We start from the raw sequence: 23478 nt of genomic DNA on the forward strand, positions 1-23478 counted from the left end.
TGGCGGTTATCAAAATGGTAACAGCCACTTTCGCACAATAAAGCGTTACGATTGTCTGGTTGGTGATCAAAAATGATCACCAACTAAAATCTGTGCGTTATAGCTGGGTGGTAAGTGGACAATTTGTCCATTTACCACTTCCAAGTGGTGAGTTACGGTTTTCGTAACCCACCACAGAGCGACCGTGTTACGGTCATTTGGTAAGTACTGAAAAGCAGCACTTACCGGATTTCACCGTGGCTTGACAAAATGTCAAGTCGAGGTCAGCTGTAACACGGACAGAGTCAATGTGGACAAATTGTCTACATTGATTCAAGCTGCGGCAATTCACCCCATGTGGTCAAAATGTCCACATGGGGTCAGCCGTAACGCAGAAGGTTATTCTGGTGAATGACGTTTTGCGTCATTCACCACATCAACTGGCCATTTTGACCAGTTGATATTGGGTGCGCCGTTCTCCCTGCATGGCTTTCCTGCCCCCTTCCGGCGGCGTTTCCCGGCTCTCCCTTGCGGGGTCATCGCCGTGTATCCCATGCAGACGGTCTTTCTGTTTTCAAGGTGCGGTGCTGGATTTGGCAATAAAAAATCGCCACACAACAACCTGAACCTGACCATCCCTTCCGGGATAGCCTTGGTTCGGGTTTGCTATGTAGCGATCAGAAAGTTAAAAACTTGCTCCGGCTCCTTTGGGAGCCGAGCTGGAACTCTAAGTAAAATATGTTATATTAAATTGTTGGAATAGATTACCACAAAAATCGAGCCGTGTCAACAAAAAGTTTTGAAAACACGCCACTTTCGGCAGTGTGCAAGAAAAGACAATGAAAACTTTGGCGAAAAGAGAGAGCCGGATGACCCATTTTACTTATTTGTTTTTTACCAGCAGCGCCTGATAGGGTTCCAGTTCCACATCCGCCAGCCAGACGGAAGTGCCCTCCGGGGTGTGATACTCGCCACCCAGAGCGTCCAGACTGGCGCCTGCCGGGTACTCGGTAAAGTTGAACAGTCCCACCAGCGTTTCCTCGCCGCGCTTGCGTACCAGCGCCAGCACACCGGGGTTGTGGCTGTCCCAAGTTGTTACCCACGCATCCGGGGCAAAGCAGGGGTCTGCACGCATTTGGCGCAGCTGATCCATGCCCTGCCACAGCTGGTTTTGCAGCGTGCCTTTTTGGGTGCGCTGCTTTGCGTCCTCCCAGTTGAATTTGCTGCGATGCAAATTGCGGCTGTCCTCCACACGGTCGGGGTCGTTTTTGTAATCCCAGCCGTTGAGTTGTGCGATCTCATCTCCGCAGTTCAGCATGGGGAAGCCCTGCAAGAATGCCATAGCAGTGTGCAGCAAAAGGTCACGCTTCACCGCATAGTCCAGTGCGGTTTTATCGTCCTTTTCCAGTGCCTGCTCCACGCCGCACAGGCTGGCGGTGGTGCCGCAGCTCCGGGCATCGCCGGTGGCGGGGTCGTAGTTGTACAGCTCGCCCTTTGCCCAGCTGCCGGGGAAATTGCCCTCATAGAAATGGTACAGATATTCCTTGTGTTTCTGTGGGTCGATGCCCAGCCGGTTTTCCACCGCTTCGTCCAGACCCCAGCCGATGTCATCGTGGCAGCGCAGATAGTTCACGAACCAGCAGTTGTCCGGCAGGGCGTGGAGGGCATCCAGTTGGGCTTTCAGCAGCCGGGTGTCCCGGCTGGCAAGGGCGCTCCATAGGTTGACCATCGTGGATACGTTGTAGAGCATGTGGCATTCCGGTTTTTCCGGCGTGCCGAAATAGGCCGCAAGCTCCTTGGGAGCCATGACCACCTCGCCCTTGAGGATGACCGCGGGGCAGACGCATTCCAGCACCATGCGGAGCATCCGCACGATGGTGTGCACCTGCGGCAGATTGCGGCAGGTGGTGCCCAGCTGTTTCCAGATATAAGGCACGGCATCGATGCGGAACACTTCCACGCCCAGATTTGCAAGGTGCAGGATGCTCTTTGTCATGTCCACGAACACCGCCGGGTTGGCATAGTTCAGATCCCACTGGTAGTCGTGGAAGGTGGTCAGCACCCACTTGTGCATCTCCTCACACCATGTAAAGTTGCCGGGCGCAGTGTTGGGGAACACCTGCGGAACGGTCTGCTCGTACTGGTCGGGGATGGTGCGGTCCTCGTAGAGGTGGTAATACGCCTGAAACCACGGGTCGCCTGCCTTTGCCGCCATCGCCCAGCGGTGGGTGCTGGCGGTGTGGTTCATCACGAAATCCAGACACAGGCTGATGCCGGCTTTGCGCAGTTCACGGGTCAGGTTTTCGAGGTCTTTGTTGGTGCCAAGGGCAGGGTCTACGGTGTCGAAATCCTCCACCGCATAGCCGCCGTCATTGTGGGGGTGGGGCATCTGCAGCAGGGGCATCAGGTGCAGATAGGTCAGCTTCTGCTCCTTGAGGTAGGGCAGTTTCTTTGCCAGTTCTTTCAGATTTCCGGCAAAGAGGTCGGTGTACATGGTCATGCCGAACATATTGCCCCGCTTGTACCACTCCGGGTCGGCGGTGCGGGCTTTGTCCAGTGCTTTCAGCTCAGCGCTGCGGGCGTTGTAGGCTTCTGCCATCTCCCGCTCCAGAACTTCCAGCCCTTCCCGGTTGTGGTACAGCTCCATGAACAGCCATTCCAGTTCGTCCTTGTGCTTGGCAAGGCGGGCAGAAAAATCCTGTGCCATTGGTCAGCCCTCCACTTCCGCCAGCGTCGGCATGGCGGGAATCGCACCGTGGCGGCTGGTGGTGATGCTGGCGGCTTTGTTGGCAAAGGCCAGAATGCTTTCCAGCTTTTCCACCGTCAGGGTGTCCAGCTCCTCCTTGCAGAGTTTGGACAGAGCAGCCCCAAAGAAGGTATCCCCTGCGCCGTTGGTGTCGCCTACCTTGCAGGGAACGCCCGCCACATGACCGGTCTTTTCGCCAAAGCGATAGAACACACCGTCCGGGCCGAGGGTAACGAAAATCAGCTTGATGCCGTTCTGTGCCAGCTGTGCCGTGCCGCTCTCGCAGTCGGTCGTGCCGGTGAGCAGGGGAAGTTCTTCATCGGACACTTTCAGAATATCCACCAGCGGCAGGGGAGCTTTCATCTGGGCAATGGCTTCCTCTTTGTTTTTCCAGAGGTTTGCACGGTAATTGGGGTCATAAGTAATGACAGCACCCAGCTTTTTGGCACGGGCGGCAGCGTCCAGCGTGGCGGTACGGGAGGGGTCAGCGGTCAGGCTGACAGAACCAAAGTGGACGATTTTGGCAGCTTTCAGAGCACCCTCCGAAATGTCCTCTTTGCACAGCATCACATCGGCATTGGCACTGCGGTAGAAGCTGAAATCCCGCTCACCGGTGGCATCCACCGAAACAACAGCCATGGTGGTGGGGTGGTCTGTATCCACCGCCATGCCGGAAACGTCCACCTTGTTCTCTGCCAGAACCTCTTTCAGGTAGCGGCCAAAGGCATCCGCCCCCACCTTGCCGATAAAGGCGGTCTGTGCGCCCAGCCGGGCGGCTGCCACCGCCAGATTTGCCGGTGCACCGCCGGGATTTGCTGCGAACTGCGGGATGCCGCGTTCATCCTTGCCGGTCTGGGTCAGGTCGATCAAAACTTCACCAATCGTTAAAATGTCCATGAGTCCTTCTCCTTATCATTCATCGTAGCGGGGTGTCTGCTCCGGGAACTGTTGGCTGATCTTTTCTTCAATGCCATAGGCGGCATTGAAATCGTTGTACAGCAAAAAGAAGCAGACGAACCAGATAAACCACACACCGAGGAAGGGCACCAGAAAGCCCGTCCACGGCAAAAACAACACAAACAGCAGCCACCATGCCAGTTGAAGTGCGGCTGCACCCAGAACGTGCTTGCCGTATTTCAGGCAGAACAGCACGGCATTTTGCAGGCGGTGAAGGTTGCTTTCTTCAAACAATACCACTTGCGGCCAAAAGGCGGTGAACAGCATCAGCAGCAACAGCAGTCCGACAAAGAAAACGGCCAGTGTCCCGATGCCCGGCAGCTGTTCCGCAGAGAACAGCACCATGCCGAAGAACAGCTCGATGCCCAGCGCAAGGCAGAATACGATGCCGGGCAGAAGGGATGCTTTCCAGTTTTGCTTCATGCCCTTGCAGTAATTTTCCCACCAGCCGCGGGGTGCATCCCGGTAGCTGCGGAACAACGCATCCATCATGCCGGAGATCGCCGGGCCGACCAGAAGCCCGCCCAGAATGCAGACCGGGAGCAGCACCAGTAGGCTGGAAGAAAGCAGCGCGTAGCCCACGCCCAGACCATACGGGATGCACAGGCCCAGCGTCACGAAGTCGGCGAAGAGGAAACTTTTCCAGTCGCGTTCCAGAAGTTCCTGATAACGGGGCAGACCCTTAGCGCGCTGGCCGTGGACGATGGGGTCACTCGGAAAAAACAGTCCCATGGAAAGCCCTCCTTTAATAAGTACAGCTGTTCAGAAAATCGGTCAGGACTTTCAGCGCATCGCCGGAATAACTGTCCTGACAGGAAAGTTCCCACTCGATTGCACTTGTGCCGCGCTGTGCGAAGGCCGCAACGCCGGACGCATACGGATTGCTTTCATCCTGATAGGTGAACTGAATGACCGTATATTCCTGCCCGGCGGCAGTCAGGGTCTGTGTGTCGGAAATATCGTAGTTCTGCTGTGCCAGCGTCTGCCAGCCCTCTACCGCAGAGGCGGCTTTGTCCTCCGTCTTGTTTTCCTGCACGACAAGCGTGAGCTGGGCATCGTAGAGGTCTACGGTTTTCCCCTCGCTGTTTTCGTAGGGCTGGGGGTCTCCGCTGACCCAGGAAGCATAGTACAGACCGTTGGCTGCAAGGATGTCTTTGTTGTCCAGCAGGGTAAAGCCCTCCGGCGGAGCAGGGGCAACCAGTGTTTTGCCCACCGGGGCGGTGCCATCCGCATTTACCAGCGGGTCGCTTTTCAAATCTTCATCCTTCACACCGCAGCCGGTACAGAGCACTGCCGCCAGCGCCAGTGCTACAACACACAACCATTTCCGTTTCATGGAGTTGCTCCTTCCGTCAGAATCTTCCATAGCCGCTGTGCTCCTTCCCGGGCATGAGCGGCTTTTTCGTTCGTGGGCTCTTCATAAAAGGCCCTGCGGCCTAAAAATAATCCGTTTACCAGTTCTGCGCTGCTGCCAGTAACGGTGGTTCCCAACACGGTGGTCTGATACGTTCCAAGGTCGTATCCGGCCAGCACCGGGCAGTCTGCCCAAGGCACGGTCTTTCCGGTGGCGGTATAGTCGTTGTCGCCCGGCGGGGTGCCGTCCCAGTTTGCCAGTGCCTGATAGTCCAGTTGAAAATGCGCCGGGTCGTCCAACAGCAGGAAATAGCTGTCCTCAGCGTTCATGTCGGAAAGAAACTGCATCTGCGCCGCCAGTGCATAGGTCGAGGCGTTTTCCACGTCCTCTGTGTCGCTGACGTACTGGTTGAGCCTGACGCAGACAACGCCATCGCCGTTCAGATCCTCGCCGTACTGTGCAAAGGCTGCTTCAATGGCATGGGCGGTATCCTCCGGCAGAGAACTTTTGCCCACATAGGCGATCTGATAGTCCGGCAGGGTCTCGCCCCAGTGCAGGGCGTTGGCCAGCCAGCTGATGCCGACCCAAAGCACCAGGGCTGCGATGACGAGATAGACCCAGTGGTAATGCAGCCAGTTTTTTGCCCAGTACCACCGGCCTTTTTCCGGGGCGGTCATGCCTTGGTGGTGCCGCCGTAAGCATAGCTGACCGGCAGGCACAGCAGGGAGGGGGTATTGGCGCGGTTCTCGTTCAGCACGACTTCCACGCAGGTCTCTGCGATGGCGTCCACGGGCTGAACGATGGTGGAACAGTAATAATCCATGTCGCCGAAGGTGCGCAGCCCGTCAAAGCCGATGACCTGCACGTCCTCGGGCACCCGAAACCCCATGAGACGCAGCAGCTGAACAATCTGGTAGGCCAGACGGTCGGTCACGCAGAAGATGCCGTCAAACTCCAACACGCCGTCCTGCAGATGATCGTCCAGGAACACCGCGAACTCGGCCATGGGGTCAAAGACGGTGCCGTCCCGCGCATCTTCCAGATTCTTTATTTCATAAGGAACGCCTGCGGCTTCACAGGCGGCCACAAAGCCGTCCTTGCGTTTGTTGGTCTCGCCCACGATGCTGGAACCGACGCGCAGGAAGGCGAGCTTCCTGCAGCCGTTTTCCATCAGCTTTTCGGCGGCCAGCCGCCCGCCTGCGTAGTTATCTGATGCCACGCAGGGGATGTTGGTGCCGAGATACCGGTCGATGGAGACGGAGTTGATCTCCGAGGGTACTTCCAGCTTCGGGTCATAGGTCAGGGCAATGATGCCGTCCACCTTGTTCTGCTCGGCCATGCGGATCATTTCCTGCTCTTTTTCATTGTCATAGTCGGTATCGCAGAGCAGCATCCGGTAGCCGCGCTTTTGCAGCGAGCTGTTGATGCAATGAGCGATCAGGCCGAAATAGGGATGTGCGATGGTGGGCAGGATGACGGCGATGGTATTGGTGCGGTTGCTTTTCAGGCCGCGCGCATAGGCGTTCAGGTGGTAGTCCAGTTCCTTGATGGCCTGCTCCACCTTTTTGCGGTATTCCTCGCCCACCGGGATGCCGTTGATGACCTTGGATACAGTGCCCAGAGAGACTCCTGCCTCCTTGGCCACATCCTTCATAGTAGGGGCGGTGTTCTGTTTTGCCATGCGGGCCACTCCTTTGTTCGTGAAACGTTTCTATTTCAAGTGGATATATATCAAAGGAAATTTTGCTGTATTCCTGCTAACTCTGAGGTTCTTGCAGCTTCAGTATAGCATGGTTTTTCCAGAATGTAAAGGCTTTTTTCGTGAAATTTCATGAACCGTTTCACGGCTGCACAATGCTGCAATTTGCACAAAAACATCCTACTCCGAGTGTGCAAAACATTGAAAACATGGATACAAGGCGTTTTTTGCGTAAAATCCTGTTGACACAAAAACGCTGGCGTGCTATCTTTGTGTTGCAAGCCGTGTAACGTTTCACGAGAAACGGCAAAAACGATCCCCGAACGGCAGGGAACCCCGCCCACGGGTCTGTGGGCAGCGTAAAAACAGAAGGAGGAGTTTTTATGACGCAGACCTCGCCAGCTGCTGCACGTCAGCTGGACGCTATCCCGGTCCACCGCAAAAGCCTCAGCCAACGGCTGCGGGAAAACTGGCAGCTCTATGTGATGCTGCTGATCCCGGTGGTGCTGACCATCGTTTATAAGTACTGGCCCATGTACGGCATCCAGATCGCCTTCCGCGATTTCAAGGCAAGCCGCGGCATCACCGGCAGCGAGTGGGTCGGCCTGTACTGGTTTGAACGGTTCTTCACCGCACCCAACTGTGTGCGCATGATCAAAAACACCGTGCTGCTGAGCCTGTACAGCCTGCTGTGGAGTTTCCCCATCCCCATCATCCTGTCCCTGTGCATCAACCAGCTGCGCTTTGCAAAGTTCAAGCGGGTGGTGCAGACGGTGCTGTATGCGCCGCACTTCATCTCTACCATGGTCATCTGCGGTATGATCAAGATCTTCCTCAGTCCGTCGGGCGGTCTGCTGAACCTGATCCTCGGCACCAGCGTGGATTTCCTTTCGGAGAGCACCGCCTTCCGCACCATCTATGTGGCCTCCGGCATCTGGCAGGAAGCCGGATGGGGTACCATCATTTATATGGCTTGTCTGGCTGCTGTGGATACCAGCCTGTACGAAGCAGCCAAGATCGACGGCGCTTCCATGTTCCAGCGCATCCTGCACATTGATATTCCGGAGCTGGTACCCATGATCGTTTTGCAGCTCATTATGAGTGTAGGCAACCTGATGAACGTGGGCTTTGAAAAGGTGCTGCTGCTGCAGACCGAGCTGAACAAGGCTACCAGTGATATCATCGCCGTGTACGTCTATGAACAGGGCATCATCAACGCCAAGTACAGCTATTCCACCGCTGTGGGTCTGTTCAACACGGTGGTCAACATCATCCTGCTTATCATCGTCAACCGCATCGCCAAGAAGGCGGCAGACGTCAGCTTTGTGTAAAGGGGGCGAACCGTTATGGCAAAAAACATTGCAGCATCCCGTCAAAAGAAGCCCGGCGGTCTGTCCGATAAGGTCAGCGACATCGTTCTGGTGGTCATCTGCGCCGCCGTCATGCTCATTGTGGCTTACCCGCTGTACTACGTTCTGGTGGCATCCTTCTCGGATCCCTACGATGTGTACGCCGGCAAGACCTTCCTGCTGCCCAGCCAGTTCACCCTGAAGGGCTATCAGGCTGTGTTTGCAGACAGTGCGCTGTTCTCCGGTTTTTTGAACAGCATCAAGTACACTGTCATCGGCACCATCTACTCGGTGGTCATGATCTATCTTGTGGCTTACCCGCTGAGCGTGAAGGATCTGCCCGGGCGCAAGTACATCAGCCTGTTCTTCGTCATCACCATGTATTTCGGCGGCGGTCTGGTGCCTACCTACCTCATCGTCAAGCAGACCGGTCTGCTGGGCAGTATGTGGGCGCTGTTCCTGCCCGGTGTGGTGGCTGTGGGCAACGTGATCATCGTCCGCAACTTCTTCGAGAACAACATTCCCAGAGAACTGCTGGAAGCCGCCGAGATCGACGGTGCCTCCAAGTGGACCGTCTTTGTAAAGATGGTCATTCCCCTGAGCCGTTCCATCATGGCAGTTATGGTGGTGTACAGCATGGTGGCCTACTGGAACGACTGGTTCACCGCTCTGATCTACCTGAGAGCCGATCAGGCTCCGCTGCCGCTGGTGCTGCGCAATATCCTGATCAAGAGCTCCACCAGTGCCAGCCAATCCTCCATGGTAGCGGGCGGCTTTGCAGAACTGAATAAGCTGACCGAAATGATCAAGTTTGCTTCCATCATCGTGGCAGCTGCCCCCATGCTGATCGTTTACCCCTTTGTACAGAAGTATTTTGAAAAAGGCTTCATGGCAGGTGCCGTGAAAGGCTAAAATTTCGACCGCAGCCTGCAAGACGCGAGTGCCACCCAAGGCACGAAGCGGATGCAGAGCACCGCAAGAGGGCACTGAAGCCGCTGCCCATTCCAGAAAACGAAAAGAATCTGATATAACATTACAGAAAAGGAGAACAACCATGAAAAAGATGATCTCTCGCCGCAATTTCCTGAAGGTTTGCGCCGTTGCCGGTTCTGCCGTGGCACTGTCTGCCTGCGGCGGCAGCAAAAAGGCCGCTGGACCGGACCCCTCCAACACCGACCAGACCAGCTTTGACATCGTGGGCGGTCAGTCTGCCCTGAGCCCCGGCTACAACGACAACGAGGTGCTGAAGAAGCTGGCAGATAACGTGGGCGTTAAACTCAACTACGAGACCATGAGCGACTCCCTCAGCGAGCAGGTGAACATCCGCATTGCAGGCGACCAGCTGCCGGATGCCTTTATGGGTGTGGGCTTCTCCAACTACGATATCGCCAACTACGGTGCAGACGGCACCTTCCTGGACCTGACCCCCTATATCAACGCCGAGATCATGCCCAACCTGACCAAGATCCTGGACGAGCACCCCAACATCCGCGCCGCTATCACCATGAGCGACGGCTGCATCTACGGTCTGCCCGCTGCCGAGCAGATGGGCACTGCCGGTATCGGTGACGACGAGGATTACAGCATCTTCACCATTCCGCAGTTCTCCATGATCAACAAGCGCTGGCTGGACGAGCTGGGGCTGGCAGTGCCCACCACGCTGGACGAGCTGCACACCGCCCTGAAGGCCTTCAAGGACAACGATATGTCTGCCAAGGTCTACGGTAATGCACCCGGCAGCACCATCCCCATGTCCACCGGCTTTGACGAGTGGTGCTGGGGTCAGAACATCTTCTACGCAGGCTTCGGCTTCACCAACTGGCCTAACGATGTGTGCAACGATCTGGTTCTGCAGAAGGACGGCAAGTGCCGCTTTGTCTGCGCCGAGGACAACTACCGCAAGGCGGTCACCTACTTCCACGACTGGTACGCCGAGGGTCTGATGGACGTGGAGATGTTCAGTCAGGATGCCAACCAGCTGCTGGCTAAGGGCGCACAGGGCTATCTGGGCGTTTCCACCTGGTGGTACATCGAGGAACTGATGGGCGATTACGCCAAGGACTATGTGTTCCTGCCCGTGCTGGACGGCCCGGACGGCACCCACAACGTCACCGTACGTACCGGCGGCGGTACCAACAGTGGCAACCTGAATGTGACCAACAAGTGCCAGAGCCCTGCCAACCTGCTGAAGTTCTTTGACCAGTGGTATGACGGCGAGACCGTGATGCAGCTGCAGTACGGCCCCATTGGCGTGTTCTTCACCGAGCAGGACGCCAACGGCAAGTGGAAGTCCATCACCGAGGAGGAGGCCAAGGCAAAGTACAACAAGGGTGCCGGTGAGTTGAAGTCTACCTACGAGGTCTGGGGTCCCAAGCTGATTCTCAGCGAGTACTACGACGAGTACTTCTACATGGAGGACCGTGCCATCGAGCGTCTTACCGACCTTGAGAACTACTGGATGCCCTTTGTGGACGACGCCACCACCTACCCCATCGACTGCGTGTTCACCAGCGAGGAACTGGACACCATTGACCGCTACCGTGCAGATTTTGAGAATGCAGTCTCTGAGCAGGAAGGTCTGTGGCTGAAGGACGGTGGCCCCTCCGACAGCGAGTGGGCAGCCTATCTGGACACCCTGACCAATAGCTGCGGCATGGATAAGCTGCTGGCAGCTTACCAGGGCGCATACGACCGCTACAAGGCTAACGCCTGATTCTAAGACGCAAGGAGGCATCCGCGATGCCAAGTGAAATTTTGAACAAAGCTCGTGCCTACGAAGCCGAGCACGGCGCTGCCATTTCCCCGGCGGAACGCCCTGTCTACCACATGACCCCCTATGTGGGCTGGCTCAACGACCCCAACGGCTTCTCCTATTATAAGGGGCAGTATCATCAGTTTTATCAGTACAATCCCTATGCGACCCACTGGGGCCCCATGCACTGGGGGCACGCGGTCAGCACCGACCTGCTGCACTGGGAGTATCTGCCCTGCGCGCTCGCACCGGATTCCCCGGCAGACAATGGCCCCGGCTGTTTCTCCGGCTCTGCCACCGAGATGGACGACGGCAGGCAGCTGCTGATGTACACCAGCGTGGTGGCAGAAAAGCAGCCCAATGGGGAGATGCGGGATATCCAGACCCAGAGCATTGCCATCGGTGACGGTCTCGACTACGAAAAGCCTGCCTGCAACCCGGTGCTGACCCAGAAAGACCTGCCGGAAGGCTTCAGCAGGTTCGATTTCCGGGACCCCAAGATCTGGCGTGAGGCCGATGGCACCTACTCCGCCGTCACCGTCTGCCTGACCGAGGACGGCAGCGGCGCAGCGGCACTGTTCCAGAGCAAGGACGGCTTCGACTGGCACTTTGTCACGGTGCTGGAACGCTGCAACAATCAGTACGGCAAAATGTGGGAGTGCCCGGACTTCTTCCCACTGGACGGCAAGCAGGTCTTGATGCTCGGCCCCATGGAGATGCTGCCCAAGGGCGAGTTCCACAACGGTCACAACGTGATTGCCTTCATCGGCAGCTACGACGAAGCCACCCACACCTTCACCAAGGAAAACGTGCAGCTGATGGACGGCGGCATCGACTTCTACGCCACCCAGACCACCCTTGCCCCGGATGGCCGCCGGATCATGACCGCATGGCTGCAGACCTGGTCGGACACCGAGGATAAGCCTCAGGGCTGCAAGTGGTTCGGACAGACCATCTGCCCGCGCGAACTGCACATCAAGGACGGGCGCATTGTTCAGGCCCCGGTGCGGGAGCTGGATGCCGTCCACGGCAAGCGCATCTTCCACGAAAATGTGACGGTGCAAAACGAAACTTCTCTGGAAGGCATCAAAGGCCGTGTGGCCGACCTGACCGTCACGGTGCAGCCCGGCGAATACCGCTCCTTCACCCTGAAGCTGGCCGCCGATGCAGACCATCACACCAGCCTGACCTACGATCCATACACTTCCGAGCTGACGCTGGATCGCAGCTATGCCGGTTCCCGTGCCGACATCGTTCACCGCCGCAGCTGCAAGGTGCGCAGCCAGAACGGTGCACTCAAGCTCCGCATCCTGCTGGATAAAAACAGCATCGAAGTTTTCGCCAACGATGGCGAGCAGACCATGACCGCATGGATCTATACCCCGCAGTCGGCGCAGGACATCACCTTTGCGGCCACCGGCAGTGATGTCAACCTGACCGTGGAGCAGTACGAACTGAATCTGTAAAACCTGATATTCCCTTCATTTCTCCTTCATCAACACAGCCCCGCTCTGGATTCCTTCACCAGAGCGGGGCTGTTGTTGCTTCTATGTAAGGTTAGTCCTCTAATCTGCCGTGTTCGCAGCCAAGGGAAAGATAATGCTCCATCTTATCACTCAGCACAAGCTGCGCGTACTCCAGCGGCCTGTTGAACAGCAGCCAGTCCAACTCTGCCCGCTGCGTCGGAGTATTGCCGTACTCGTCCTCGATGGCGGTGCAGTCGATGGCAACGGTGGTGCCATCCTCGAACCGGGCTTCCACCCGGTTGGTGTCCATGTTGTAGCGGCAGGAAAGTAGTTTGTTCATAAGAAAACCTCCATGTTTTTCACATTTACTTCTTCTGTGGTGAAAAGTTCCGGCTGTCCGTTTGCAGATCCATGAATCCACTTTGTGATGCAGCCCTTTACAGGTCTACACCCATCCACCACACGCCCGATTCTTACACCAAAACTAGAACAACGCTCTTTTTGCTCTGCACAAAATCCTGCATCGTTTGGCGTAAAATTGGCGTATGGCGTAGTTTTTACTGGAAATTCATCAAAAGAAAAAGCCTGAAACCTCTCGGTACATCAAGAAGTTTCAGGCTTTTCTAATTACAAATTGGAAATTTACTGCTCAATCGGCTTCATCGTGGGGACAGGTCAAGGAAGGCTCACAAATGGCTTTATTTTCCGTTATAAGCCTATCCATGCGGCTTCCTTTTTCCTGCTCCCGTACGTCACCCTACGCAACTCTCCACAACTTACCGGCAATTTGGTGTAAAAGTGGTGTAGTGGTTGGTGTAGTAGATTTCAGACCGAAATGCCCAGTTTACCGTTCAGATTTGCAAAGGAATGGGCTTTGGCTTCCTTGGTGGCTTCTGCGTAAATCTCCATCGTAGTGCTGATGTCCTTGTGTCCCATGATGTCCTGAATGATCTTCAGGTTGGTCTCATTTTCGCACAGCCGGGTGCAGAACGTGTGCCGGAGATTATGGCAGGAGAAGGGCGGCAGCAGCTGCGGCTCCCGCTTTTCCTTTTCGGCCTTTTCCAGTTCGGCTTCGTTGTATGCCACGCTGATGCGCTTGATGGCACGGTTAACCGTCTGCGGATTCTGCGGCTGGCCGAAGCGGTTCAGGAATACGAAGTCCGAGATTCCGTCGATTTCGTATTCGCATACCAGTTCCAGCTCCTGCTGGTTGGTGCGCTCCTGCTCCAGTGCCTTCCGCACTTCGGGCAAGATCGGAATCGCCCGCTTGCCTGCGGCAGTCTTGGGTGTGGACATGGTGAAATAGCAGCCGCCGACCTCGTGGTCATGGTACACCAGATTGTGCTGGATGGTGATAAACCCACTCTCGAAGTCGATGTCACCCCAGCACAGGCCAACCGTTTCCGAGATGCGGCATCCGGTACCCAGCATGAAGGTGAACATCGGGAGCCAGTGCTGGAACTTCGGCGTTTTCTTGATGAAATTCAGAAACGCCTGCTGCTGGGGCAGGGTCAGAGCGTGGCGTTTGGGCGTTTCGTACTGGTGGGCGGCTTTTATAGCCGTCAGGACACCATCCGTGGGATTCACACGGATGTACTCATCGTCCACCGCCACCGCAAAGACCTGATGGAGAACATTCTGAATTGTTTCCAGCGTGTTCAACGCCATCTTGCCGTTACGGACGATGCCATTGTAGTAGCTGCGGATATCCGACTTGCGAATGTCCCTGAGCTTCATCATGCCGATCTCATCCCGGACGAACCGATTGTACATATAGACGTAATTGGCGAAGGTATGTTCTTTCAAGCCCACCTTGTTCTTACGCCACAGTTCAAACAGATCGTTCAGAGTCAGACTGCACTCCGGGATGCGGATGCCTTCTGCCAAGTCATGCTGGATCTTCTCTTCCTTTTCGCGCAGCCCCTCCAAGGTTGCATCATAGATGGTATGGCGTTTTCCGTTTTTCGCAGTCCAACGGTACATATACAGCCCGTCGCTCTTGCGGTAGACCTCGCCATCCTTCAAAACACGGCCTTTATTATCTTTACGTCTTTGCATATAAACTCTCCTTTTCATGCACAGAATGTTGAAAAGGAGCCTTACGCCATGAGTATACCATGACGCAAGACTCCCTGCAACATCAAACGATCAATTTTTGAACCGCATCAGATCGAGAATGCCTTGTCCAGATATTCGTCCAGCTTACGGCGTTTGATCAGCCGTTTGGTTCCGTTCCAAAGGACGAACTTGCATTCATCGCTATCGGTCATTGACCGCAGTTTATTGATACCGATCCCAGAGTAAGCCGCCGCTTCCTCCAAGGTCAGATTACTCTTTTGCCAAATCGGAACTTCTTTCACTTGCACCTCCAATTCCTTGTAACCGGGTGCCGGGGCAGAAAGTGCCAGCTTTCTGCCCCAAACGTTCCCGATGAGTTCAGATTTCCGAGTGCCCCTCCTGTGTGCGGAGTTGTGCCGCTGGTTTGTTTTGTGCCTGTTCTGCCTGCAAACGGCTCAGCAGTTGCAGAACGGAATCCCGCGCTTTCTCCCTGACCTGCTCCTTGCCTTTCTGCCGGATTTCCGGTCTCAGGAGTTTTTCCTGCAAGCGAATAGCATTGGTCTGCATGGTCTTGAGGAACTTGTCCAGCACGCCATCCAAACGGTGGGCGGCATATTCCCTCGTGGCTTTGGGAGCCTTGCATTCTGGGGATAGCACCCACTTCTTCGTGTCCTCGATCATCCGCATATCTTCCTTCCGGGTCTCGGTGCGCACTACGTCCGTCACGACCTCCACCGCCTTGTCGTAGGCCGCAGCCGAAACTTCATCGATCAGCGCTTCCATGTCGTTGACCTTGAGGGTCAATTCGTCCAGCTTGTTCTGCTGGGCGGTAAGCTGCTCCTTCTGCTTGGCAAGGATAAAGTCCTGCTTTTCCAGATATTTGCGGTTGCCGTACTCCGCTTCTTCCTCCAAATCTAACCCATGACGTTTTGCAATCTCAAACAGCATTTTTCGACAGGCGGCATCGAAGGTGATTTTGCGGTTGTTGCGGCGGCTGAGGGGCTTGTCCGGGTCGGGCAAGTCGAAGCCCATCGCTTCCAGTGCCTTTTCCTGCTGGGGTGCGACCTCTCCGTACTTGTTCTCACAGTCGAACACATGACGCTCATGGATGTGGGGAGTGCTTTCATCCAGATGCAACGCCCAGTCCAGCACATGAACATGGTCGCCAAACTTGGACTTGAACTCGTCAATGAACTCGGTGACGATGTTCAGCAAGTCCTCTGCGGAAGCGTGTTCATCCAGCGTTCCCAGCTGATAGATGGTTTCTTCCGGGCAGGTCTTGCGGCTGACAGCAGGTCGGGAATGCTGCGGTTTCGTTCGGCGTGCCGGATCTTTGCGTTACGCTCGTTCTGGTTTTCGATGAAGGCCGTGTAGTGGGTCTCGTAGAATTGCCGTTCCACATCTGAGAAGGTCGCTGCCAGATCGTCCGGGTCTTGCGGATCGAGAGCCGAACGGAAACCGTGGAAGCAATCCCAGTAGATGTTGCCCTTGGCTCGTTCCGGGTCGATGTGCTCACTGTTGGCAAGGTTGAAACTGCGGTCATTGTGTTTTGGGTTATAGGTGCCGTGGGTTCCGGCTCGTCCGTTGTGTCGCGTTAATTTCAGATAGACATCCCTCCGTTTCAACAGCTTGGCGTGGAAAAACGCAGCAGCGGAGCTGCTGGATCTGCCGCCGTTTTGCGCCAGATAATACCCAGTAGGATATGACGCACAGCATCATATCACTGGGGCAAAGGACTGCGTCCTCTGCACTCCTGCACCGGGCAAGCTGTCCCGTATGGACAGCTCGTCCGGTTTTCAGAGGGTCATTTTGCCCCTCTGATTTTGCCTGTTACCAAAATGGTAACAGGCAGATAAACGGTCTGATAACGGCCATCTCACCCTGATTCCCATTTTGGGGATTTGGGTGGATGCTGGCAAGTGCCGCTTTCCGGCACTTAACGCTATGGGGTTGGTTGGTGGTCGTTTTGACCACCAACCAAAGCCCCTTATATGGCGCGTTTTCGGTCAATCGCTGCGTACGTGCGTACAGAGAAAAAGCATCTGCCGCGTACGCACGTACGCAGCAAAACGCCCATATTCTCCTTTATGGGGGTCACGTCCGCCAGCCATTGGGGGTGAGGTCGGGCTGCACAAGGGCTTCGATGCCCACAAAGCCTCGGACTCTCCGCCCGGACGAATTGACGATGTTGTTGGTGGATTCCAGATTATACCTGCGCTGGTTGGCGATCAGCGCATCGCTGAACCCTCTGGCCTTGATCGCATTCAGGCTGTTCTCCTCACACCACATCTTGTAAACCTCATACAGCTCTTTCGAACTGGTGCAGGCATCCGCCTTCAGGCGGATGTAGCCCTCGGATTCGAGGAAATCGAACACATTGTTGTTATCCCGCTTCACCAGTTCCCGGTTGCGCTTGGCACGGTCGCTCTCGGTGAACTGAAAGCCGTTCTTCACCAGCCGCTGCAAGCCCTCAAATGCCCATAGCAGGATACCCTCGACCTCTGCAGCCATCTTCTCGGCAATGTCCGGGTCGTCCGCACGAGACAGAGGTTTCTCTCTGGTGGTCAGGATAAGCTGTCGGCGGTAGAAACCGTCCGAGCGGTCATACAATGCCTGCAGATCACCGTTGCTGAACGCCAGCAGGCGGGCATACATCCAGCCCTGATAGCTCTGCTTGCCTTTGCGCTCCAAGTCCATCTGTCCCTGTGCGGTCACGATGGACTTGACGTAGTTGGTCTGACGCAGGGCTTCCATCCGCATATCGTCGTCCACGCAGAGCAGGGTGTGCTCCAGATCGGCACGGGCAAAGCGGTTCTCCGAGATCTTACCGATGCTGCCATCCTTCATATTGCAGCCGAACAGCCGGGACAGCACCACGCCGATCTGCGACTTGCCCTCGCCACCGTTGCCCTTGATGACCATCATGCGCTGCCCCTTGTTGCTGGGGATCAGGCAATAGCCGATGAACTCCTGCACCATGGGAATGTCCTCCGGGTAGAGCAGGTCGGACAGGAACAGCAGCCAGTGGATGGGCTGGGCAGCTTTCGGGTCATATTTGACCGGGAGCCGGTTGCGGACGATCTCCGGCTTGCCTTCCTGAAAGGTGCCGTCCAGATACAGGGTGCCGTTTGCCAGCGCAATGCGGTCGGTGATGGGCGGGAAGTCCTCCACCTGTGCCGCCAGCTTCAGTACGTCCACGACATTGCTGACCCGTTTGGCGATATTTGCGCCGATATGGTCTCGCAGCATATCGAAAATTTCACAGCGCAGGTTCATGGTGTCTGTGACCCTGCCGTCCGGGGTGAAAAATGTGCCATTCACATAGAGGAGCTGGTGGGTGCTGAGAAAATCGTCACAAAACAGGGATTCGTTGAAGAAGCCTTTCTTGATCCATGCAGGGGTAAAATTACTCATAGGCATTCCATCCTTTCATTGGCGTTACGGAAAAACGATGTGCTCATTTTGAGTACATCGTTTTTCTCCGCAACTGGGAAATCAACGTCCTGCCGTTCTCCCCGCATGGATTTCCTGCCCCCTTCCGGCGGCGTTTTCCGGCTCTCCCATTTTGGGGTCATGGCCGGGTATCCCATGCAGACGGTCATGCGGTTTTCAAGGTGCAACAAGCAAAACGGCAACAAAAAAGCCGTCACAAAACAGACCAGCCCTGCCTTCGCTTTTTCTGGAAGGTCATGCTAGTCGGTTATGTAACGGCTGAAAGCCAAAATGTTCAGCCCCGCAGGGTCTGAACGAATATGTAAAAATATGTTATATTCAATTGTTGGGATAGATTACCACAAAAATCGAGCCGTGTCAACAAAAACTTTTGAAAACGCGTTGTTTTCGGCAACTTGCAAGAAAAGACAAGGGAAACTTTGGCAAAAAGAGAGAGGGCTGGACGGTGCCAGCCCTCTTGACAAGGTTGTATGACATTTATTTCTTTACAACAGACTCAAAAGTTTTCTTTTCAAAAGAAATATCATCGGTCTTCAAGATTCGCTGTTTTGACGTATCAATAACAATTGTATTTTCATCAATCTTTGCTTCTTCAAGAATATATGTGTCGCCTCCGTGAAAGAGAATAGCTTCACTTTTTTCATTTTCGGTGACAATTAAAAAAGTTTGAGAAAGACGAGCATTAAAATAGCCCTCAATAGGCATAGATAACAGTATCATGATAGTTGCCACTAGCAGATTAAAGATAAAATCTTTTAACTGTGGTTTGTAAATAAGATAATTTAATTCATACTGTTCACGTTCTAACTTTCGTATTGCCTCTGCACGCTCTGAAAAATCTTTCTCTAAATCATCAGCAGGTTGCTTTTTCAGGGTGTCTCGTTGATTTTTAGTGACATGAAAAGACAATAATGAAATGATAATAAGGATGGAAGCACTACCAATAAATGTGGTTAATATCGTTGATAAATTAGACGAAAGTGTAGATAACCACATTGCAAGAAAGAGAACAACTTCAGCAACAATGAGATATACAAGAACACGTTTTTGAAATCCTCGAATGTCACAATGGACAATTTTTTGTAATTGATTAAGTTCCGTGGATTGATTTTCTAAGTGCATTTTATGTGCTTTAATTATCAACCATCTCGCATAGTCTGCTTCAGTTGCGCTTTTGTCACTCCAAAATGCCTTTTCTGTTTTTTTCAATTCCTCCAAACCGCGCTTATGTATTTTTACCAGATTTTTTATCTCATTTTTTGCATAGTGGTATGATATAGAATCATGATAAATGCGAATAAACACATTTTGAAGAAGTATGCTTATGCTCCAAATTACTGCGATCCATATAGCGGAATTGACCACACGATACAGAACATTTTCTTTTTCAAGTCCTGCATACGAACTATCGATTCCCCAATATTTCAGAAAAGTAATATTTGCAAGTCTGCCCGCATAACTACTAAGAATAGACATTATGGTAATTGCCGCAGAAACAACTGCAATCGCTACAGATGGATTTTTCTTTAAATAATCCAGAATTTCTTTCGTAAATCCCAGCTGCTTCTTTTCTTCTGATTTGCTTTCATTCACATCTAGTTTCCTCTTTATTTAACATCTTCAGCTGTTAATGTTGAAACATCCTCATCATTAATATTCAATTCCAGTGCTAGTCTATTCGCCTGATTAACAACGGCCTTTTCAAAGAAGTTGCGAACCTCACGACCATTGGCAAAGGTTTCATTTCGGTTTGCGTATTCTTTTTCAAAATGCTTCAGTACCAAATCTCGCGCATCCTGCGTGGCGGTAAGCCCACACTTTTTACACATGGAATCAAAGATTTCCAGAAGTTCCTCTGGCGTATAATCCTCAAAATAAATGTACTTGTTAAATCTCGATTTCAAACCCGGATTAGAGTTCACAAAACGTTCCATCAAATCAGGATAGCCTGCAACAATGACTACCAAATCATCTCGGTGGTCTTCCATTGCCTTCAGGATTGTGTCAATTGCTTCTTGACCATAGTCATTAGAATCGTTTCCTCTAGCCAGTGTATACGCCTCGTCAATGAACAGTACTCCGCCCAGAGCCTGCTGAATAACGCCCTGCGTCTTGATTGCAGTCTGCCCAACATAGCCACCAACCAATCCTGAACGGTCGACTTCGATTAACTGACCTTTAGAAAGAATTCCCAGTTCGTGGTAAATTTGTGCCAGCAGTCGGGCAACTGTTGTTTTGCCTGTGCCGGGATTGCCAGAAAATACAAGATGTCGGGAAACAGGAAGTTCCGGAAGTCCCTTTTCTTTACGAATCTTTTGAAGTTTTAAGAGATTGATAATTGAAGATACTTCTTTCTTTACTTCCTGCAACCCTGTAAGATTTTCAAGTTCACTGAGCAAGCTGTCAGTCGAATCGCATTTTTTATCGATGGGCAGCATTGTTTGGTCTACATCTTCTGCAACAACGGTATTCTCGTCGGCTTGATCATGTCCAAATAGGGAATCAGTTAAAATCTTAGTAACAACCTCCATATCAAACGGTATAGACGGATCCAAAAGATATATGTCGTCATCATCATTGACAATTAGAATTTCCGCTTCTAAATTAGGTATATGTTTCTGGCGCGATTTTTCAGCATCCAAACAAATAGCTTTCATAAAGCTAGGAGAATTTATAGGACTAGATTCATAATCAGAATCATAATATAAGATTCCATTCGTAAAGTCATACAGTGTATTATAATTTTTTTCAAAGCTTTCTTTTAAGTTCGGATTGCTTCTAATCAACTTTTTCGTCCATTCGGATTCAAGTTTAAAAATATAATTATATTTTTGTTTTATATGAGAAAATTCATCAGATTTCAATCCAACAAAATACAATACACAAATATTATGTATTATTTTAGCCGCAAGCTCTAACTCTCCAGTGTAGTAGCTTTCATCGTAATCTGCGTTTAGAACACCGTCTTCATTTAATAATTCAAAATAATAGGAAATCGCACGATTCCAATCTCCGACAATAACACTGTTCTGTGCCATTATTGCCAGATAATCCATATAAAGAATATCATTATTTTTAATGGAAGCCGTAGCTATGTTCATCACTAACAATGCTGCCTGTTTTTTATTGGAAAATATCTCGTCATCAGAATATTCATCTTCATCCACTATCTCGTTTTTGCCTTCAAAAATATAGTATTGCAAAATCTCTATAATGTCCTCAATATATTGTAAATCTTCGGAATTATCCTCATAGTTTTGAAGAATGTTTTTATATACAGAAGTGGTAATGCTCCGCTCAAACAAACCTGTTTCCGGAAACAGCGGCTTATAATCGCTTATATATGGCATTTAATTTTCTCCTTTTACTGTAAGCATATTAACTGTCATAAGCCGATTTAAAATATTGCAAGATACAAGTAAACCCAGCAAACACTTCATAGCCACTATAAAGCGTTTGCTGGGTTTCATTCTATAGGTTTGGCTACTACACCAATCCACCTATTCACTTGTTACACCACACCGCTTTGTAAGGCTCCTTTTCGGGAAAACGTCCCAAAATTGGTGTAGTTGTGGTGTAGTACCGCAGATGTTGCTTGAATATCGTTCTGAAATTCATCGTATCTGCGTTTTAATTTTGCATTTTACTGCTCAATCGGCTTCATCGTGGGGAACAGCAGCACGTCACGGATAGATGCACTATCAGTAAGCAGCATCACCAGACGGTCCACGCCGAAGCCCAGACCGCCCGTGGGAGGCAGACCGTACTCCAGTGCGTTGATGTAATCGTAATCCACCTGTGCCTTGCACTCGGGCTCCAGCGCCTTGCGCTCGGCCACCTGACGCTCGAAGCGGCCCTTCTGGTCGATGGGATCGTTCAGCTCGCTGAAGGCGTTGCCGTACTCGGTGCAGTCGATAAAATACTCGAAGCGCTCGGTGAAGGCGGGATCATCCGGCTTACGCTTGGCCAGCGGGCTGATCTCCACAGGATAATCGTAGATGAAGGTGGGCTGGATCAGCTTGTCCTCCACAAAGGCGTCGAAGAACTCGGCCAGGATGGCACCCTTGGTGGGCACCTCGGGCAGTTCCACGTGGTGCGCCTTGGCGGCAGCGATGGCGTCCGCATCAGTCTGCCAGTCGTTGAAGTCCACGCCGGAATACTTCTTCACGGCCTCCACCATGGTCAGGCGCTCCCAGTGGCCCATATCGATCTGCTTGCCCTGATACGGAATGACCAAACTGCCGCAGATCTTGAGGGCAAGGCGCTTGTACAGCTCCTCCACCAGATCCATCATGCCATGGAAATCGGTAAAGGCCTGATACAGCTCAATGGAGGTAAACTCCGGGTTATGCTTGGGGTCCATGCCCTCGTTGCGGAAGATGCGGCCTACCTCGTACACACGATCCATACCGCCCACGATCAGGCGCTTGAGGTACAGCTCGGTCTCGATGCGCAGCACCATGTCCATGTTCAGGCTGTTGTGGTGGGTGTAGAAGGGACGGGCAGAAGCGCCGATCTCGAACGGGGTCAGGATGGGGGTGTCAACCTCCAAGAAGCCCTTCTCGTCCAGATAGGCGCGGATTTCCTTCAGGATCTGGCTGCGCTTGATGAAGGTGTCCTTCACCTCCGGGTTTGCGATCAGATCCACATAGCGCTGACGGTAACGCATCTCGGTATCGGTCAGGCCGTGGAACTTCTCGGGCAGGGGGCGCAGGCTCTTGGCCAGCAGGGTCAGCTCGGTGGCGCGCACGCTCAGCTCGCCGGTCTTGGTGCGGAACACCTCGCCCTTCACGCCGATAATGTCGCCCACATCCAGCTTCTTAAAGGCAGCGTAGGCCTCGTCGCCCAGCTCGTCGCGGCGGACGTAAAGCTGGATATCGCCCTTGTCGTCGCGCAGATGGGCAAAGCTTGCCTTTCCCATGACGCGCTTGGACATCATACGGCCTGCCAGTGCCACCAGCTTGCCGCTGTCGGTCTCGTTGGGCAGTTCCTTAAATTCTTCCTTCAGGTCGGCAGAATAAGCGTCCTGCGGGAACTTGGTCAGGGTAAAGGGGTCGTTGCCGGCGGCCTGCAGGTCGGCCAGCTTCTGGCGGCGCACCTGTACCTGCTCGCTCTCGGACAGACCCGCAGCGGGGTTTCTCTTTTGCTCTTCCATGGTTACTCCTACTTAGTTTGCAGAATGGGTGATAGCCAGCACAGTGTACTCCACGGTCTGGCCGGTGGGCAGCAGCACTTCGACCTTTTCGCCCACAGCCTTGCCCATCAGGGCGTGGCCCACGGGGCTCTCATCGCTGATCTTGCCGTTGAAGGCATCAGCTTCGGTGCGGCCCACGATATCGTATTCCTCGGCCTCGTCCTCGCCGGTCTCGCGGATGGTGACGTGGGTACCCACGGAGACGTTATCCACGCTCAGCTCGCTCTCGTCGATTATAACTGCGTTCTTGATGGTCTGCTCCAGTTCGGTGATGCGGTTCTCCACCAGACCCTGCGTATTCTTGGCCTCGTCGTACTCGCTGTTCTCAGACAGGTCGCCGTGGCTGCGGGCTTCCTTGATCTCTTCAGCCAGCTCCTTACGGCGGACGGTTTTGAGGTATTCCAGCTCCTCCTGCATTGCCTTCAGACCGGCAGCGGACATCTTGATCTCTTGTGCCATTTGAGAATCTCT

Annotated in this window: 20 protein-coding genes; 4 read left to right on the forward strand and 16 right to left on the reverse strand. The window is 53.3% G+C overall.

Features of this window, described 5'->3' with window-relative positions; translation table 11 throughout:
- Window positions 1-862: 862 nt before the first annotated feature.
- The 6 genes from MTP39_RS11435 to MTP39_RS11460 are packed head-to-tail and all read right to left on the reverse strand — an operon-like array spanning window position 863 to window position 6717.
- Window positions 863-2686, reverse strand: a complete 1824-nt coding sequence (locus tag MTP39_RS11435; protein WP_249240600.1) for an amylosucrase — start codon at window positions 2684-2686, stop codon at window positions 863-865.
- 3 nt (window positions 2687-2689) lie between these two features.
- On the reverse strand, window positions 2690-3622 hold the full coding sequence (locus MTP39_RS11440) for a carbohydrate kinase family protein (RefSeq protein WP_249240601.1): 933 nt from the start codon (window positions 3620-3622) through the stop codon (window positions 2690-2692).
- A gap of 15 nt (window positions 3623-3637) precedes the next feature.
- Window positions 3638-4414: a hypothetical protein gene (locus MTP39_RS11445; RefSeq protein WP_249240602.1), complete on the reverse strand. Its 777-nt coding sequence runs from the start codon at window positions 4412-4414 to the stop codon at window positions 3638-3640.
- Window positions 4415-4427: 13 nt separating this feature from the next.
- On the reverse strand, window positions 4428-5018 hold the full coding sequence (locus tag MTP39_RS11450) for a hypothetical protein (protein WP_249240603.1): 591 nt from the start codon (window positions 5016-5018) through the stop codon (window positions 4428-4430).
- Window positions 5015-5713: a hypothetical protein gene (locus MTP39_RS11455; protein WP_249240604.1), complete on the reverse strand. Its 699-nt coding sequence runs from the start codon at window positions 5711-5713 to the stop codon at window positions 5015-5017. Before MTP39_RS11455 ends, MTP39_RS11450 begins: the two co-directional genes overlap by 4 nt.
- Window positions 5710-6717: a LacI family DNA-binding transcriptional regulator gene (locus tag MTP39_RS11460; RefSeq protein WP_249240605.1), complete on the reverse strand. Its 1008-nt coding sequence runs from the start codon at window positions 6715-6717 to the stop codon at window positions 5710-5712. The genes MTP39_RS11455 and MTP39_RS11460 overlap by 4 nt, the downstream gene beginning before the upstream one ends.
- Window positions 6718-7118: 401 nt before the next feature.
- Here MTP39_RS11460 and MTP39_RS11465 point away from each other — a divergent pair, with 401 nt between their 5' ends.
- From MTP39_RS11465 to MTP39_RS11480, 4 genes are all read left to right on the forward strand, one after another.
- The gene (locus tag MTP39_RS11465; protein ID WP_097783259.1) at window positions 7119-8066 is read left to right on the forward strand and encodes an ABC transporter permease; all 948 of its coding nucleotides are present in this window, start codon (window positions 7119-7121) and stop codon (window positions 8064-8066) included.
- A gap of 15 nt (window positions 8067-8081) precedes the next feature.
- On the forward strand, window positions 8082-8996 hold the full coding sequence (locus MTP39_RS11470) for a carbohydrate ABC transporter permease (protein ID WP_249240606.1): 915 nt from the start codon (window positions 8082-8084) through the stop codon (window positions 8994-8996).
- 142 nt (window positions 8997-9138) lie between these two features.
- Complete coding sequence (locus MTP39_RS11475; protein ID WP_249240607.1) at window positions 9139-10797, forward strand: substrate-binding domain-containing protein; 1659 nt, start codon at window positions 9139-9141, stop codon at window positions 10795-10797.
- Window positions 10798-10823: 26 nt separating this feature from the next.
- Window positions 10824-12302, forward strand: coding sequence for a glycoside hydrolase family 32 protein (locus MTP39_RS11480; protein ID WP_249240608.1), 1479 nt, complete (start codon window positions 10824-10826; stop codon window positions 12300-12302).
- Window positions 12303-12393: 91 nt separating this feature from the next.
- On the opposite strand, the gene MTP39_RS11485 is transcribed toward MTP39_RS11480, so the two are convergent.
- From MTP39_RS11485 to greA, 10 genes are all read right to left on the reverse strand, one after another.
- Window positions 12394-12642: a DUF6061 family protein gene (locus MTP39_RS11485; protein ID WP_249240609.1), complete on the reverse strand. Its 249-nt coding sequence runs from the start codon at window positions 12640-12642 to the stop codon at window positions 12394-12396.
- Window positions 12643-13127: 485 nt separating this feature from the next.
- Window positions 13128-14360: a tyrosine-type recombinase/integrase gene (locus MTP39_RS11490; RefSeq protein ID WP_249240610.1), complete on the reverse strand. Its 1233-nt coding sequence runs from the start codon at window positions 14358-14360 to the stop codon at window positions 13128-13130.
- Between the two features lie 107 nt (window positions 14361-14467).
- Window positions 14468-14662, reverse strand: a complete 195-nt coding sequence (locus MTP39_RS11495; RefSeq protein WP_156059779.1) for an excisionase — start codon at window positions 14660-14662, stop codon at window positions 14468-14470.
- Between the two features lie 76 nt (window positions 14663-14738).
- A complete protein-coding gene (locus MTP39_RS11500) occupies window positions 14739-15575 on the reverse strand; it encodes a plasmid recombination protein (RefSeq protein ID WP_249240611.1) in 837 nt (278 codons plus the stop codon).
- Window positions 15569-15985 carry a hypothetical protein gene (locus tag MTP39_RS11505; protein WP_249240612.1) on the reverse strand — a complete coding sequence of 139 codons (417 nt, stop codon included), beginning with the start codon at window positions 15983-15985 and terminating at the stop codon, window positions 15569-15571. The genes MTP39_RS11500 and MTP39_RS11505 overlap by 7 nt, the downstream gene beginning before the upstream one ends.
- A gap of 469 nt (window positions 15986-16454) precedes the next feature.
- Window positions 16455-17774, reverse strand: a complete 1320-nt coding sequence (locus MTP39_RS11510; protein ID WP_249240613.1) for a DNA primase family protein — start codon at window positions 17772-17774, stop codon at window positions 16455-16457.
- A 516-nt stretch (window positions 17775-18290) separates the two neighbouring features.
- On the reverse strand, window positions 18291-19406 hold the full coding sequence (locus MTP39_RS11515; RefSeq protein WP_249240614.1) for a hypothetical protein: 1116 nt from the start codon (window positions 19404-19406) through the stop codon (window positions 18291-18293).
- A 14-nt stretch (window positions 19407-19420) separates the two neighbouring features.
- Window positions 19421-21163 (reverse strand): AAA family ATPase, encoded by a 1743-nt coding sequence (locus MTP39_RS11520; RefSeq protein ID WP_249240615.1) that lies wholly within the window; start codon window positions 21161-21163, stop codon window positions 19421-19423.
- Window positions 21164-21456: 293 nt separating this feature from the next.
- A complete protein-coding gene (gene lysS / locus MTP39_RS11525) occupies window positions 21457-22968 on the reverse strand; it encodes a lysine--tRNA ligase (protein WP_249240616.1) in 1512 nt (503 codons plus the stop codon).
- Window positions 22969-22980: 12 nt separating this feature from the next.
- The gene (gene greA, locus MTP39_RS11530) at window positions 22981-23466 is read right to left on the reverse strand and encodes a transcription elongation factor GreA (protein ID WP_055186361.1); all 486 of its coding nucleotides are present in this window, start codon (window positions 23464-23466) and stop codon (window positions 22981-22983) included.
- Window positions 23467-23478 lie beyond the last annotated feature (12 nt).

The organism is Faecalibacterium sp. I3-3-33 (genome assembly GCF_023347295.1).
GTDB lineage: Bacteria > Bacillota > Clostridia > Oscillospirales > Ruminococcaceae > Faecalibacterium.

Bases quoted from the DNA above. Each gene is read 5' to 3' on its own strand.
- MTP39_RS11455 (WP_249240604.1), bottom strand. From the start codon at position 5,713: ATGACCGCCCCGGAAAAAGGCCGGTGGTACTGGGCAAAAAACTGGCTG.
- greA (WP_055186361.1), bottom strand. From the start codon at position 23,466: ATGGCACAAGAGATCAAGATGTCCGCTGCCGGTCTGAAGGCAATGCAG.
- MTP39_RS11475 (WP_249240607.1), top strand. From the start codon at position 9,139: ATGAAAAAGATGATCTCTCGCCGCAATTTCCTGAAGGTTTGCGCCGTT.
- MTP39_RS11520 (WP_249240615.1), bottom strand. From the start codon at position 21,163: ATGCCATATATAAGCGATTATAAGCCGCTGTTTCCGGAAACAGGTTTG.
- MTP39_RS11460 (WP_249240605.1), bottom strand. From the start codon at position 6,717: ATGGCAAAACAGAACACCGCCCCTACTATGAAGGATGTGGCCAAGGAG.
- MTP39_RS11510 (WP_249240613.1), bottom strand. From the start codon at position 17,774: ATGAGTAATTTTACCCCTGCATGGATCAAGAAAGGCTTCTTCAACGAA.
- MTP39_RS11470 (WP_249240606.1), top strand. From the start codon at position 8,082: ATGGCAAAAAACATTGCAGCATCCCGTCAAAAGAAGCCCGGCGGTCTG.
- lysS (WP_249240616.1), bottom strand. From the start codon at position 22,968: ATGGAAGAGCAAAAGAGAAACCCCGCTGCGGGTCTGTCCGAGAGCGAG.
- MTP39_RS11465 (WP_097783259.1), top strand. From the start codon at position 7,119: ATGACGCAGACCTCGCCAGCTGCTGCACGTCAGCTGGACGCTATCCCG.
- MTP39_RS11480 (WP_249240608.1), top strand. From the start codon at position 10,824: ATGCCAAGTGAAATTTTGAACAAAGCTCGTGCCTACGAAGCCGAGCAC.
- MTP39_RS11450 (WP_249240603.1), bottom strand. From the start codon at position 5,018: ATGAAACGGAAATGGTTGTGTGTTGTAGCACTGGCGCTGGCGGCAGTG.
- MTP39_RS11440 (WP_249240601.1), bottom strand. From the start codon at position 3,622: ATGGACATTTTAACGATTGGTGAAGTTTTGATCGACCTGACCCAGACC.
- MTP39_RS11485 (WP_249240609.1), bottom strand. From the start codon at position 12,642: ATGAACAAACTACTTTCCTGCCGCTACAACATGGACACCAACCGGGTG.
- MTP39_RS11490 (WP_249240610.1), bottom strand. From the start codon at position 14,360: ATGCAAAGACGTAAAGATAATAAAGGCCGTGTTTTGAAGGATGGCGAG.
- MTP39_RS11435 (WP_249240600.1), bottom strand. From the start codon at position 2,686: ATGGCACAGGATTTTTCTGCCCGCCTTGCCAAGCACAAGGACGAACTG.
- MTP39_RS11445 (WP_249240602.1), bottom strand. From the start codon at position 4,414: ATGGGACTGTTTTTTCCGAGTGACCCCATCGTCCACGGCCAGCGCGCT.